The sequence below is a fragment of the Aliiglaciecola sp. CAU 1673 genome, from assembly GCF_029223185.1.
GTDB lineage: Bacteria > Pseudomonadota > Gammaproteobacteria > Enterobacterales > Alteromonadaceae > Bowmanella.
The window spans coordinates 398,892-413,894 of the sequence record NZ_JARHUG010000001.1 but is presented as its reverse complement, the minus strand read 5'-3'; the positions used below and the strand labels follow the sequence as shown (position 1 = coordinate 413,894).

The following is a 15,003-nucleotide window of genomic DNA, read 5'->3' as shown; positions in this document are numbered from 1 at the left end:
CTGGTGCCGTAATAATCCATGTGACGCTGTTGCCTGGTATTTGACTAACGAAGACCTAATTCCACATCGCGTACGATTTTGTTGCCGCTGAAAATGGGATGATCTTCCAGTTCGGTGCCCAGCTCAAAGTACTGACGATCTTCTTCAGGCAAGCCCTGATAGCCGCCAATCACCTGATAGATCCAGACTTCCGGGTCAAACTCTAAGCTTTGCTTTTTAAAATATTCCAAGGCAGTCAAACGTTTACCTGTATCGATCACTTCACAGAAGTACTGTTCTACAGCCTGATGAATGGCTTTGTCAGTTAGCTCCACACTGGCCTGCTGCTGAACGTCAATCGGCTGTGCGACACGCTCTTCATTGCGCGGCTTGTCACTGCGGCCTAGTGCTTTAATGCGCCCAACCAACTGTAGCAAATCTTGCTCATGCTCCACCCTATTAACATCGACGGCCGCAGGCTGTAAAAGCGCTGCGGCGATATTAAAGAGCGCCGGCACCTGGCTATGACTGACATAGCTTGAGGGCTGGAAGTCCGGGTGCTGCTCCATATGCAGCACAAAACCTTTAAGTAAACGGGTGCGGCCGCGGAATTCGCGGAATCGCCCTAACAGCTCGAGTAATCTGGCCTGGGCAATACTAAGTTCCTGGGTACAACGCGAGAAGCTTTGCTGCAAGGCCACAACCAATAAATGACGCAGCTCACGGATGCCACCGGCCACTTCTGACAGTTCATCGAAGCGGAACATTTCCAATTGGTTGAGCAATTCGGAAACCTGGCTTTGCGCCAGTTCATTCTCACGGATTTTTGCATCAATGCTGGCCACATAGCCAAACTCGTTATTGATACGGCTAAACAACAAGCGCACATTATTAGACAGCGATTCTGTCAGGCCATAGACATGTTCGGTCAAATCATTCAAATGCGCCTGTGCTTCAGCATAACGGTGATGGTGCAGCGCTTCTTTATAGTGCTGGGCAAGGGTTTTCAAGCTGGCCAAGGCGGACCCGATATTGGCATCCAGCTGACGATTACGCTCGTCATGCAGACTGGCTTCAAGCAGATTTCGGATGGCCTTTTTCAGGCGCAGCGGCGCACCAGGCTCCGGGCGCCAAAATACACCCAGCTTCTTAAGGTTATCCACCACCGCAGCATTGCTGTCTGCCTCCTGCAGGGTTCCACTTAAGTAGACTTGCATGATCAAATCGGCATGGCGGGATAAGGCATTTAGCAACTTTACCCCAGCCTGATGCAGGTTCTGACTCATAGCAGGCTACCTTGCTGGATAGCGCTTTCCGCCTGCTCTGCCAATGACAGCGCTTCGGTTTCATCAATAAAGCGCAGCACTTCGTACAAATACTCCACCTTCCCCGTGGCGATATAGATTTGCTTTTCAGGGTTAGGCCTAATCAGATAACCCAATTCAGTGAGGCGCTTAAAGACCAGATTCAGCTGCCCCACCACTTCCAGGCTATTGGAATTAAACAACCGATAACGGGAAATCTTGGCTAACTGCTCCTTAAAGGCTGGCGTATCTTCAATGATTGTTTGCAGCTCATTGGAGCGCAGCGTACTACCTTGGGTAATAGGCACATCGTTGCCGCTGCTTTGCTGCACCAGCAATAACCACTCTACTAAGGGCATCAAACCGGCAGCAATCTCCTGAAACTGGCTGCCCAGGGCTTTACGCTCGGTCTCCCCCAGGCTTTGATAGGCGGCAAAAAACACCTGCCCATCAGCCGCAGAAGACAAGCTGCGGTTTAGGGTGCTCAGATACTGATTCACTGTCTCAGCATTGGCAGATTGCTTTAAGAATCGCCATCCGTCCTCGTCGCTCACTTCACAGATAAACTCACCGGCCAGCAGGCGCTCCAATACTCGTCCTTGTTCAGTCATCATGCGACCACCTCCTGTTCTTGCTGTTGCCGCCGACTTCTCAGTTTGGCGCTGATGGCGTTAACCTTGGGCTGTACTATCTGCAACTGACGGGTCTGCTTATCGATAAGGTAACGGTTCTGGAATAGGGTCAATACTTCAGACTCCGGATTAGGGAACGCACCCACAACGCTAATATTGTTGTTTTGACAGGCATCGAAGATCTTCTTCACATTACTTTGGTGCAAGGTACCCAACTCGTCGATAGGCCAGTGGATGACCGCATCGGCCTCGCCACGAAGGAGACGGGTAAAGGCCAGCAGGAACTTACACAAAATCAGATAAGCCATACCATGGCTGGAGGATTCATTCAGCTGACGATCGGTACGGATCACCAGATCACTCTTGCCTTCTTTTAGTTTCAGTTCGATATCCAGCAACTTGCCAATACCGCCAGACAGAGCGGCTCGGCCAAGAATATCCATTACCCGGCGCATGCTTTGCGCATACTCATCCCGAGGCAGTTCGGTAGCACCGTCTTCCAACCACTGCTGGTAGAGGCGATAGAACTGGGACAACTCGGGCCAGAATTCAAGTTCACTTATTCTTGAACGAATGCGCACCGCCGAATCGGATACTCCATCCAAGAACAGTTCTTCTTCAACTTCCTGACTGATGCGACGACTCTGCGAAACGATGCGTTTGTCGATATCTTCCAGCACTTTGTAGTATTGGCTGAGATCGGCACCAAAGATACGGCCTTGCTCGCGTAAACCGTGAAGTTTTTGCGGCACAATTACATTTAACAGCTGATCCAAATGCCCCACCAAGCGGCGGTGATCTACCATTCTCACTCCCTGAGCATTGACCAGCGAACATTCCTGGCGCGCCCGCTCCCAGGTATCGGACAGTCCGGTTCCGGCTTGGCTGGCGATCAGGGAATCGAAATGCTCCACATAAGCTTTGATATCGGTCAGCAAACGCTCACGACTTTGCAGCAGACTTTGTCCTTCATTCAGACGTTGACTGATGCTGTGTTTATCTGTGGGCAACTCGCAATTGGGCAGGCTCAGTTTGGCTAATTGGCGATGAATGGCCTGGACCTCGATTTCCTGCTCTTTGGCCGTTTTCAATCTGTGTTCACATTCACTTTGTTGCGCCTTGAGGGCGCTGCGTTTTTCTTTATACGCCGCGTCTTCCTTGGCCAATTCGCGCTCGGCTTCACCCAGCAATTTTCTGGCCCTGGCCAGACCTTGCTGCCAGGTCACCTTATGTTGCAGGTATACAGTGGCATGCCAATGCTCATAATCTTTGACTAAAGAACGATAATTCTCTGACTTCAGAATATCCGCTTTCAGTAGGTCAATCTGCTTACGCAACTGACCGATTTCTTCTACGTCTACACCACGTTTTGCCAGTTCATTTTGCAACCAATTCTGCGCCTGTTGCTTATCATTAGCAGCTTGCTGGCGGCTTTGGCTTATATGTTGTTCCACTTGCGCTATTTGCTGACGCAATTCACCGGTCAATTGCTGCCAATGGAACTGCAATTCGGTCTCCGCATCGCGCTGCTGATCTTTGATCTCATCCAGCGCTTGTTGCTGACGGGCCACCAGTTGCTGCTGACGCTTTTCGTTGTCCTTGAGTCTGTCTTTGTTTTGCTGTTTGCGCTCGGCCAGGGCCTGACGGTATTCCTGCGACAGCTGGTCTTTATCCTGCTGCAAACGCCTTCGGTTGGCTTCAAGGGTTCGCAATTCGCTTTCTGCTTGCGCTTGTTTAAGCTCCAGATTGCGCAATTGCTCCTGCGCAACAGCCAACGTTTGCTCGGCCAGATTTTGCTGCTCCAGTGCTGCAGCAAGTTCACGCTGTGCTTGCTCCAGCTGACCCTGCAGTTGCTTTTCGCTTTGCGCAAACTCCGGCGTGCTGAGCGCCGACAAATCCAGGCGCAAACCGAAAACCGACTCCTGCTTGGCATCCAGACCCGGCTTAAGATCTTTTCTGGCTAATAGTTCAGCGTTAATCACTTTACCCAGATGGCTTGGCCAATCTGGCATTTCACGGCGAACAAACTCCAGCAGGCTGCCTTCACCAGGGTAAAGCAGACTTTCAATACGCTGTACTTGCTGTTGCTGACGGTTAAATTGCTTGGTGGCCTGCTCCAGCTCTAAGCTTGCCTGGCTACGGCCTTTTTGTGCCTGAGAAAGCTCCTGCAATACCCTGCGCAGCTTGTCGCGGCCTGCATCTTCCAGCGTGGCGGCTTCCTGGATACTTTCATCGAGCAATACCAGTTGGCTTTGCTCAAACTCATTGAATCCGGCGTTTCTAAGCAAGCTGTTGATTTCTGCCTGCTGAACTTTAAGTTCCTGAATATTCTGCTGATATTCCTGCTGTACGCCGGTCAGTTGCTGCTGGTAATCCTGGCGTAGTTCAGCCAGCTTGCGCTGCTCATCAGCACGGGCATCGGCCAGCTTGTCCTTAAGATCCTGCTGTTGCTCTTGGTAGAGTTCGAGTTCCTGGCTGACTTTTTCGCTAATGGCGGCAAGGCGTTTATTGAAACTGGATTCCACATCCTGGTGCTGGTCGGTCAGCAGGCTGTAGCGGGACTGGGCGCCCTCTAGCTGGCTTTGCCATTGTCCCAGGCTTTGCAGGTTCTTCTGCAGGGTCTCAATATCTTTATCCTGCCAATCCTGGTATTCCTGCTCTACCCGCTCAAGATCGGCCTCATAGGTTTTCACATCAGAGCGTGCTTCCGAAAGCTTCTGATTAAGACCATCACGAAGTGCAGCCCATTCACCTTCCTGCCCCTTAATGGCCAGCAGCGTTTCTTCCAGTTTGCCCTGTTGGGTAACCAGGGTGGCAGCCAGTTTGGTGAGATCATGAGAAAACAACTGACGAAGCTCAGCCAAACGCAATTCATTGCGGCCCAGCTCATGATTAGCCTGCTCCAAACGGGAAAAATCGGGACGAATGGCATCAAATTCTTTAATCAGATGGCATTCGCTGATCCAGTCCTCCACTTTGTTGCGGCTGAGACTGGAACTTGGGGGCTGTACGCCATCCTCTTCCAGAATGGCGGCGATCATGGCCTTGATGGTTTCCATCTTGCCTTCACGGGAGTGCACGGCTTTGGCCAGCTTCTCAATATGGCGCAGGCTCTGACTTTGTTGGCAGATAGCAAATAAACGCGAATAACCGAGCAGTTCACGGCTGTTACTGCTGGTATTCATCACCGCCCTGTCGTTTTGCAAAACGGCACGAAATTCTTTGGTATTGAGCTTATTACTGACCGTATAGCCACTGCGGGCGAGGCTGCGGGCCTGTTCTATCGCAGGCAGGCTGCTGTGCTGACCGTTATTGTTGCGAAACAGGTAATCATCCAGCTCGAAGCTTTTGGCGATAAAACGATAGTTAACGCCTGTGCCACTTGAGGTCAGCACCAACTGACAAAGCTCTTCCTCGGCATTGCGGTATTCATAAATGATAAAACTGGAATCACGAGGCAAATACCAGCGCTCAAAACTATCCCGGGTGGCCGGCACCACACGGCTGGGATATTCGCCGTAAAAGACGGGGATAAGGCGCTGCAATGTGGTTTTACCGGAGGCGTTGGTACCACAAATGTTGGTGTGGCCATCTAATTTTAGTTCTACCACCCCGGGCAGGTGAGTATCGATAAGAACAATGCGGACGAGTCCTGGCATAGGCATCCTTTATTATCGGAGCTAAGCTCCATATTGGCCTTCATCTGGCCGGCTAAAACGACAATAAAAAGTGAAAGGCGGGATTTTACTGAAAGCGGCGGCGGATTGGTATGCTTGATGCCTCCAACATTCAGCCCATCCCGGCTATGTGCCGGGAGGCCAAGGTTTTTTAGTCTGCGTAACCCCAAGGAGCAGGAGGCGCAGCCACCGGGTTGGTCAGGTCAAAGTCGACGCGAAACTCACGTCCTTCACGCACCAAACGGTAACTGAACTGCTGCGGATAGATAAACATCTGCCAGATATTGCTGTTGGATTGTGGGATCCCGGATTTGACGAAAAGCGCCTTGGAATATGGATCGGCAGGAAAGCTTTGCACATTCTCCCAACCCGCATCTTGTGTATGTCCGCCGTACATGGTGGAGGCGGCATAGTTGCCGTCTTCTTCGCGATGGTCATGCTTCAGACTTAAACCAGAACCAGTCTTGCTAATAATCCAGGTACGAGAATGGTCGTCGCCAACGTGAAAGGGGATCTGCAACTGCGTATCGCTGCAGCGTCGTACATGCATTACCAGCGGCCCGGAAAATCCGTCCGTCTTTGCGGTATCGACGCTGACTTTGCCGCCAAAAGCCTTTCCACAAAGGGCTTTTAACTGATTGAAAAAAGCATCTTGGCTGGCAACAGACACCAGCGGGGCCGGCTGCACTATATCGGCTTGAGCCGCAGCAAAAAAAACGCCACATATCATGGTTGTGATCACATACTTGCGCATAACAGTCTCCTTTCACGCAGCCTGACTATATCCACTGCCAAAGGCAGGCGCAAACAATGTTCTCCCCTGTGAGGTCATTATCTGAAACAACAGTTTTCGGAAAGCCAACACTAGTTTTGGTAATAGTGCAGGATAGGAATAGTGCAGCAACTAAAGGTATGAAGTATAAGACCTTTTGAGGAAAGAGAGAGAGGCCAGCAACTGCTTTTTGGTGCTATTCTCCCACACCTAATTAAAAAGCTGTTTATTCGAGCACCAAAAATTGAATAGAGCAGCTATCCTCAAATAAAACAATGCTATGCTGGATCAGCCAATTAAATACGCGCGACATAATATGCAAGCAACAGACTACGCCATGGCGGTGACAGACTCCTTTGCGCTTCCCGATGCCTGCACCCGCATTAAGGAACTATTGGATGACAATAGCTCCACTGCCCAAGACATTGCCGACGTGGTGTCTTTGGATCCCTCATTGAGCTCAAAGCTGCTGAAACTGGCTAACAGTGCGTTATATAACTTTACTTCTGAGATCAGCACCATCAGCCGTGCGGTCAACGTCATAGGCGGTAAAGCCCTGTATAGCCTGGTAATGACCGAAACCGCCAGCAGTGCCTTTAAGCATTTTGAGAACAATGCCATCGATCTGGAGCGCTTCTGGCAACAGAGCGTGTTTGCCGCCCTGATTGCCAAGCAACTTGCCCATCAGTTGCATTGCAAAGATGAAGAACGTTTTTTCTTAATTGGTTTATTGCATAACTTTGGCGAACTGGCCGTTGCCTACAAAGCCCCGGAGCTGGCCAAGCAATGCGAAGCCTACGATGAAGAAATCTTACCCTGGGAGCTGCAAACCAAAGTAATGGGCTTTGATTACGCCGAATGCAGTTCGCAGATCCTGATGTTGTGGAACCTGCCTTCCAACCTCTTTACCCCTATTAGCAAACAGCACGACCTGGGTTTGGCGCTTAAACAAACCGATGTGGCCATTTTGTATCTGGCGGTGCGTATTGCCTTATCCATCGTTCATCGAGATAAGTACCGTTATCAGCAGCTGGTTGGCGAAGACCTGCTTAACTGCCTCAAACTCACGGACCGGGAGATAGAAGAGGCCACCCGGTTTGCCCGCATCGAAGCCTACAAGATTCTGATAATTATGAATCCCGAGCTGTTTGTTATTCCCTAGTCTTCATGGAAGGCTAGGGGAAAGCGCTGTTCACCCTCTAAGTCACTGATGTAGTTATCTAAATTCTCTGTCATAAATCCATGCGTTTATGTAGAAAAATCATAAACTAATCAGTAATGTTATGTGCATATTGCATAATGGAATACTCAGTTGAATGCAAACGGCTGATCTACACACATTGTTAGACGCATTGCCTGACGCTCTCGTTGTAGTCAATGACAGTGGCTACATTGAATGGGTGAGTGAAAACGTCTCTGCTTTATTGGGATATTCTAAGTCTGAACTGGTTGGACAAGCGCTCGACGCACTGGTCCCCGACGAATTTCGCGAACCTCATCGCGGCTTTATGAAAGACTTTTTCAGCAAACCGAGAAAACGAGTAATGAGCCCCAACCGCTCTTTGCCAATTCTATGTAAGTCTGGAAAACAGATACATGTCCATATTCAGCTTTCCCCTGTGCGTTGGCAAAAAAAGCATGGTGTGTTGGCCATCATCAGAAAAGAAACATTTCCTCCAGCTTACGAGAGAACCTTTGAGGAAGTTAAAAGCCTGTTTGATGAATCTCAGGCTATTGCCAAGATTGGTGCTTGGGATTGGAATGTGGAAACCGGTGCACTTCACTGGTCTGATCAAATATTCTCCATCTTTGGCGTCGATAAAGAGCATTTTGGCGCTAGTTATGAAGCATTCCTGCAATTTGTCCACCCTGAAGACAGGGAGAATGTCGTACAGGCAGTCAATAGCGCACTGACTTATGATGTGCCCTACTTTGTTCAACACCGCATTATCCGTCAGGATAAAACCACCAGATATGTAGTAGAGCGGGCAAAAATATACCGCGACACCGTCGGCACTCCAATCAGAATGATTGGCACAGTGCAGGATGTCACCGACGAATACCACCATCAAATCCAGTTAAAGCTGGCCGATTCGGTTTTTAAGCATGCTTATGATGGGGCGGTCAGCACCGACCATGAACTAAAAATTCTCAGAGTCAACCCGGCCTTTGAGCGCATCAGCGGGTATAACAATGAGACTCTGTACGGGATGCCTCTGGGCCAGATTGTACCGGCCCTCAGAGAAGGCGACATTCTCAACCAGGTGATGCGCGATGGACATTGGCGAGGTTCACTGAACTGTGTTCGTGAGAATCAGCAAACTTTCCCCGCTCACCTGTCAATCGCCAAGGTCGAAGATGAGTTGGATCGGGACACAAAGCACTTTGTAATAACCCTGACCGATATCTCCAGTATCAAACTCTACGAACAACAATTAAAGAAGTTGTCGATTTACGACCCGCTGACCTCGCTTTTCAATCGCAGCTACTTTATTGAGAAAACCACGGAAATCATCGAGGCCGACAAAGCGGAAAAAGGCGCTTTTGCGATCTTTTTTGTGGATATTGACAGCTTTAAAGAGATAAATGATACCCAGGGTCATGCCGAGGGCGATCGTATACTTTTGCTTATTTCTCAATTACTTACAGAAGCACTGGGTGACTCTGCACTGATCTCCAGGTTTGGTGGCGATGATTTTGTGATTTTGTACAAGTCAGGCGACATCGATGACATTGAAGAACAAGCCAGCCAAATACTCAACGCCTTATCCTTAAGTAGAGAGTACGGCGCCTACCGCTACAAAATTACTGCCAGTGTTGGCATTGCGCTCTACCCTCATGACGGAAAAACTGCCCAGGATCTTATCAAAATGGCCGATATGGCCATGTACAAAGCCAAAGAGTCCGGTAAGAACCGTTTTCTCTTTTATCAGGACGACTTCAGTCGCGAGAAGGCATACCGTCGGCAACTGATCTCTGATCTTGAACGCGGTATCAACGAAAACCAACTGGATGTGTTCTATCAGCCCAAAGTGCCATGCCGATATAGCGAACAAGCGCACTTTGAAGCCCTGGTCAGATGGAAGCATCCAGAGTTGGGACTGGTCTCTCCGCTGGATTTTATTCCCGTTGCCGAAGAAACGGGCTTGATCGTCAATGTGGGCGAAAGCGTTCTACGTAAGGTATGTGACTTCCTCAAGCACTGGCATGCGAAGAAAAAACACAGCGTCACCGTTTCCATTAACCTGTCGCCGGTTCAGCTTTTTGACCGTAATTTGCTAGATCGTATTCTAGAAACGGTTGGTCCGGATTTTGAGCACTTTGATTGTCTGGAGTTTGAAATTACAGAGAGTGCCATCATTCACAACGTAGAGAGTGCAACGACGGTATTAAAGAGCCTGAGGAATTTGGGTTGTGCTATCTCCATTGATGATTTTGGTACAGGCTACTCCTCGCTTAGTTACCTAAGTCGCCTGCCACTGGACACAGTAAAGATTGATAAGAGCTTTGTCAGAAGCTTACCCGCCAATCAGGAAGACAGCTCAATCTGCAAAGCCATTATTTCCCTGGGACATTCCCTTAAGCTTAATGTAGTGGCTGAAGGCATAGAAACACAGGAGCAATATTGGCATTTACACGCCATGGGTTGCGACTATATTCAGGGGTATCTGTTTGGCAAGCCGATGGCGGCAGATGATTTGCTGACCTATATCCAATCGGACAACTATCTGAACCTGGTAAAAAACCTTACCAGCAAGAAATAATCTCTTTTGTTTGTACTATCAGTAACATCTGATTTCTCTTTAAAAAAGCGTCTTTTAGCTGCACCAACTATACTTTCATTGAACCGTTTGCAGGTTAGCGACATATAACCTGTGACATTCTTTGAAAGAGGGTCAGTCCATGTTAAGGCATTACTACATCAGCGATAACTTAGATGAGTTGGAAGCCATCGAGAAAGAACTCGAAGACAATGGGATGAGCAAACCGCATTTTCATGTGCTTAGCGAGCGGGACGCGGAAGTAGAGAAGCGACACTTAAACGCCATTGAACCAGTGCTTAAAAAGGACGTGGTGCATTCTACCGAAGTCGGTGCTTTAATTGGGTGTATAGGTGCGGCATTGGTACTGGGAACAGCGTATTTGCTGGGCTGGACAGAATCAGCAGTGGGGTGGTTACCCTTTGCCTTTTTGGCTGTTGTGGTTTTAGGTTTTTGTACCTGGGAAGGCGGTTTGATTGGGATCCAAATCCCCAATTACCAATTCAAACGCTTCCAGAAGCTGCTGAAACAAGGCAAGCATGTGCTTTTTGTGGACGTCGACAAAAGCAAGCAAGATGTTCTGAAAGATGTCATTGAAAACCATCCCAAACTCAAATTAGCCGGCACCGGGGAAGCATCACCAAGATGGGTGGTCAAGGGTCAGGAACGTTTCAATAGTTTTATGAAAAGCATGCCCTGAAAAGGGCGATGATGAAAAACGGAGGGCTTGCCCTCCGTTTTTATTACCACTATTACCACGCAATATGAATGGGTGTTCCCACGTCCACCAGTGCCAGGAACTCATCCATTTCTTCATTGGTCAGCGCAATACAACCTTCTGTCCAATTACGCTTTTGCCTCACCGAAGCGGCCCACTCAAAGCCGTTACGCTGACCATGGATCATGATTTGACCGCCGGGTTTTACCCCGTGCTTTTTGGCATTGGCTTTGTCTTTGTCATTGGGATAGGAAATGCGTATGGCACGATAAAAGTCAGAGTTTTCCTTTACTAAATCAAGGGTATATAAGCCTTCTGGTGTTCTGGCATCCCCCTCACGGCGCTTATGCCCTTTAGGATTCGTCCCCAGGGCTACGTGAAATTCCTTGACCACCCGATCGCCATTTAACAGCAGCATGCGGTTTTGCGATTTAACAACCTTGACCATATCCACATAGGCCATAGACGAAGTCGCCCATAGCAAAATGGGCAAACACATAACGCACATCAATCTGGAAAATGAGCGACCGCTTTTCATATTCACTCCAACCTGCACATATTATTATCACTTCTCACTTTTTACTCTGGTGCGAGTGCCAAGTGACCAGCGTTGCCCTCTTTCTTGGGGCCTTCGTCTGCCTGTAGAAATACATAATTCAGGCCAGAATTTCAATCATCCTGCTTTAACTGGAATTCCACCAATCCGGCAATTCTTATAAAAAGCTTTTAGCAACCAATAAGATAGAGTCTCGGACAGCTAAGTTAACTTTTTAACGGAGATCTTGCAGAACCTCGCCGGATTGCCTTGATTCCTGTTCATGGCTTTCCTCTCGCCAGGGCTCAGCCAATGCTTGCGCCTGCCAATTGCCCATGGCCTCCAACTGCAACAATCTACCGGCGTATGCCCGAGCACTATTACTAAGTGGCAAGCCATAGGTTTGAATACGAATAGCAACGGGTGCAAAAAAGGCATCCACAGCGGTAAATGAGGGGCCAGCCAAGTAAGGCCCACCAAAGCGAGTTAAGCCTTCCTGCCAAAGCTCTTCGAGACGAGCAAGGTCAGATTGTAGCGGCTGAGATAGCTGTTTTTTGCTTATCCTCAGCGCACAGTTCATCGGGCACTCGTTACGCAGTGCAGTAAAACCGGAATGCATTTCTGCCGACGCGCTACGTGCCCAGGCTCTGGCATCAATATTCTCTGGCCAGACGCCCTGATGGCGCTCGGCCAGGTACTCAATGATGGCCAAAGAATCCCAGATTGCTCGCCCTTCATGCTGCAAACAAGGGACCTTACCAGTTGGGCTGAAACTGCGAAATAGCTTGCGGTTATCTGCGCTAAAAGGATGCAAGGATTCCTCAAAATCGATGTCCTGTACTTTCAACAATACCCAGGGGCGTAGTGACCAAGAGGAATAGTTTTTATTGGCGATATGGAGTCTGTACATGAATGTCGGTCATTTCCAGTGGCGAAAGCTCTTGGTATTCATTATCAATAAAACGGTACGATTAAGCACTAGAAATGCCACTTCAGCAAAAAGCTGGCATTACGCTCATCTACCCCTTCAATGCCGAATTTACTGTTCCAGTAGGCATACTCAAAGCCAATATAGAGTGGCGCCTTCAAGCCCATATAAGGAGCGAGATCCCACTTAACCTGTGAGGTCCAGTTCATGGTGGCTGATTGGTTTTGCTCTGGAATGGCCGAAGCCCAGTCCAGAAAACCATCAAACATCCACTTGGTCTCTCCTAATTCAAAAGGGGTTGCCCAGGTCAATGTCATCTGCCAATTGTCTTTACCGCTGTCATTGTTGCGACGATAAAAGGCGGCGTTCAGAAAGTTAAAAAAGCGAGGCTTGGTGCCAATACTTAAGCCGTACAAATAGTGGGTAAAACCTTCTCCAAATTCTATGGTCCCAGCCGCCGCCAGACTGATGTCCTGCTCCTCCCACTTAAACTTGTGCAAGCTGAATTTAGGGGAAAACTCACCATAGGTCTCGGTATCGCCATTGCTGGACTCTAAACGATCAACGAATAAAAATGCCCCCCCCCACGTTGTACCCGTGACATATTCGAAGGTCCCCACCTGTCGCTCGTTATCCCCCACCTGATAATGTGAGCCGTTTAAATAAGTCAGACTGAAATCAGACCAGAGCGTCTCTGCCTGGGCACTGGAAACCAGGCACAGAGCGAAAATTGGCAACAGTTTTTTCATAGTTACACCTTAAATTGACGAACAAGTTCACCCATCTGCTTGGCTTTGCTTAACAGCGCATCCACTTCCTGAATCTGATTCTCGGCATTGGCATGGATACTGGCAGACATATCGGCAATGGCCTGCGCAGATTCATTGATATGATCCACCACTGTACTTTGCTCCTCTGTTGCAGTAGCAACCTGATGGTTGCCATCGCTGATGCGATCGAATTTACTGCGAATGGTATTTAAAGCACCGGTAGCCTGTTGCGCCCGCTCTGCCAGCTCCTTGCTGTTTTGCGCACCGGCTTTAATGGCCTGCAAACAGCCCAGAGCGGACTTTTGCAGAGCTTCAATTTGCCCACGAATTTCCGAGGTGGAGGTCTGCGTTCGGCTGGCCAGGGTTCTGACTTCATCGGCCACCACCGCGAATCCCCGGCCCATTTCTCCGGCCCTGGCGGCTTCAATGGCGGCATTTAAGGCCAGTAAATTGGTCTGCTCGGAAATCCCGTTTATCACATCCACCACCGAGTTAATGGCTTCGGCTTGCCCGGCCAGACTGGTGATCTCGCCTTCGGTTTGCCCCATGGACACCGCCAGTTGATTCATGGTTTCAGCGACTTGCATCATCAGGTCATTGGTCTGATGCACTTCCTTTACCGCCTCGGTGGTTTCCTGAGCGGTATCGTGAGCGACAGCGGACATCTCGCCAATGGTTTGTCCCATCTGTGTAATGGCGGTGGCCACTTCTTCTGTCTGATGATGCTGACTCTTGGCTAAATCCACAGAGGCGCTGGATTTGTTGCGCACCGAAGACACGCTTTGCCGAATAGCTTGCTCTGCCGCCTGTATTTCCCTGACTACATCGGCAAATCTGGCCATAATGGCATTGAAGCCAGTGGCCAGATAACCCAATTCATTGTTGGCATTGTCATCCAACCTTTGCGTCAGGTCACCGCCAGATTTGGACATATCCAATAAGTTGTTACCCACCGCAGTGATGGTGCCACTGACCTTGCGGGCAATAAAAACCGACAAGGCAATAAAGGCAAGTGCGATTAACAGACTCGACCAAAGTGACAAGCTGATCACGCCATTAACCTTGTCGGTGATTTCGGCTTTGGGAAGCACCGTCACCAGTTTCCAACCTACCTCATCCAGGTCGGTAACCGCAATATAGGCTTGCTCTTCGTCAATATCGGCATGAATCAGGTTGAAGTCACCGGAGCTACCGGCAATCTGTGCGGCAATACTTTCGTAGTTTGCGGTGTCCTTCAGTGCTTTTCCAAGCAGAGACTTGTCTTTATGCGCGGTAATATTCCCCTGACCGTTTAGCAGGAACATATAACCCGACTCTCCGACCCGGTAGGTTTCCACTAACTTAACAATGGCCGACACGTCCAGGCCCATGCCGCCAATACCGAGGATATCCCCCGAAGGTGAGCGAGCCAGTGCATTAACAAAAACGGTTAACTGCCCAGTGGCCTCACTGACATCCAAAGCCAGATCCAGCTCTTTTTTCTGGCGCATCAGATCGAAGAACCAAGCATCCCTTGACGCATCGGGGGACAAGGTCTTAAACAAACCGTCCTGATTGTAATAGCCAAAACTTTTGTTGGAGATAAAGAAAACAGCTTTAGCGTTGTAGTCTTTAATAAACCGCGAGAAATACGCCAGCAATTCGGGCAACTGGGCCTGAGGTTCCCCCTCTGTTACCCATTTTTGCAAATAGTGGTTATTGGCAATGCTTTTAGACAAGGTTATCGGCGTCTGCAATTCAGCTCGGATTTGTGACTTAGCGCGAGCCACCACATTGGTCAGATGCTCGCTTTCTGTGACCTCGTAAAACATCGAGGAAAACTGGCTGATATTAATTAAGGATCCGATCAGGGTGGTTAGCACCAGCGCCAGCACCATAGCCCCGGTCAGCAGTGTTTTAAGCTGTAAATTTTTTAGGCTTATCATTG

Annotated in this window: 11 protein-coding genes; 3 read left to right on the top strand and 8 right to left on the bottom strand. The window is 49.2% G+C overall.

The window, feature by feature from the left end; all coding sequences use genetic code 11:
- Positions 1-44: 44 nt before the first annotated feature.
- From P2G88_RS01710 to P2G88_RS01695, 4 genes are all read right to left on the bottom strand, one after another.
- Positions 45-1,265 (bottom strand): phosphoenolpyruvate carboxylase, encoded by a 1,221-nt coding sequence (locus P2G88_RS01710; RefSeq protein ID WP_275793883.1) that lies wholly within the window; start codon positions 1,263-1,265, stop codon positions 45-47.
- A complete protein-coding gene (locus tag P2G88_RS01705) occupies positions 1,262-1,897 on the bottom strand; it encodes a hypothetical protein (protein WP_275793882.1) in 636 nt (211 codons plus the stop codon). The genes P2G88_RS01710 and P2G88_RS01705 overlap by 4 nt, the downstream gene beginning before the upstream one ends.
- Complete coding sequence (locus P2G88_RS01700) at positions 1,894-5,574, bottom strand: ATP-binding protein (protein WP_275793881.1); 3,681 nt, start codon at positions 5,572-5,574, stop codon at positions 1,894-1,896. The genes P2G88_RS01705 and P2G88_RS01700 overlap by 4 nt, the downstream gene beginning before the upstream one ends.
- A 169-nt stretch (positions 5,575-5,743) precedes the next feature.
- The gene (locus tag P2G88_RS01695) at positions 5,744-6,322 is read right to left on the bottom strand and encodes a hypothetical protein (protein ID WP_275793916.1); all 579 of its coding nucleotides are present in this window, start codon (positions 6,320-6,322) and stop codon (positions 5,744-5,746) included.
- Between the two features lie 358 nt (positions 6,323-6,680).
- Between P2G88_RS01695 and P2G88_RS01690 the strand changes: the two genes are divergently transcribed.
- The 3 genes from P2G88_RS01690 to P2G88_RS01680 all read left to right on the top strand — a co-directional run bounded on the left by P2G88_RS01690 (position 6,681) and on the right by P2G88_RS01680 (position 10,825).
- Positions 6,681-7,526, top strand: coding sequence for an HDOD domain-containing protein (locus P2G88_RS01690; protein ID WP_275793880.1), 846 nt, complete (start codon positions 6,681-6,683; stop codon positions 7,524-7,526).
- Positions 7,527-7,680: 154 nt separating this feature from the next.
- Positions 7,681-10,128, top strand: a complete 2,448-nt coding sequence (locus tag P2G88_RS01685) for an EAL domain-containing protein (protein ID WP_275793879.1) — start codon at positions 7,681-7,683, stop codon at positions 10,126-10,128.
- A gap of 139 nt (positions 10,129-10,267) precedes the next feature.
- A complete protein-coding gene (locus P2G88_RS01680; RefSeq protein WP_275793878.1) occupies positions 10,268-10,825 on the top strand; it encodes an NAD/FAD-utilizing enzyme in 558 nt (185 codons plus the stop codon).
- Between the two features lie 52 nt (positions 10,826-10,877).
- Here the strand turns inward: P2G88_RS01680 and P2G88_RS01675 are convergent, their stop codons facing one another.
- The 4 genes from P2G88_RS01675 to P2G88_RS01660 all read right to left on the bottom strand — a co-directional run bounded on the left by P2G88_RS01675 (position 10,878) and on the right by P2G88_RS01660 (position 15,001).
- On the bottom strand, positions 10,878-11,381 hold the full coding sequence (locus P2G88_RS01675; protein WP_275793877.1) for a L,D-transpeptidase family protein: 504 nt from the start codon (positions 11,379-11,381) through the stop codon (positions 10,878-10,880).
- 232 nt (positions 11,382-11,613) lie between these two features.
- A complete protein-coding gene (locus tag P2G88_RS01670) occupies positions 11,614-12,288 on the bottom strand; it encodes a glutathione S-transferase family protein (RefSeq protein WP_275793876.1) in 675 nt (224 codons plus the stop codon).
- A gap of 68 nt (positions 12,289-12,356) precedes the next feature.
- A complete protein-coding gene (locus P2G88_RS01665; RefSeq protein WP_275793875.1) occupies positions 12,357-13,055 on the bottom strand; it encodes a nucleoside-binding protein in 699 nt (232 codons plus the stop codon).
- 2 nt (positions 13,056-13,057) lie between these two features.
- A complete protein-coding gene (locus P2G88_RS01660) occupies positions 13,058-15,001 on the bottom strand; it encodes a methyl-accepting chemotaxis protein (RefSeq protein WP_275793874.1) in 1,944 nt (647 codons plus the stop codon).
- Positions 15,002-15,003: the final 2 nt, after the last annotated feature.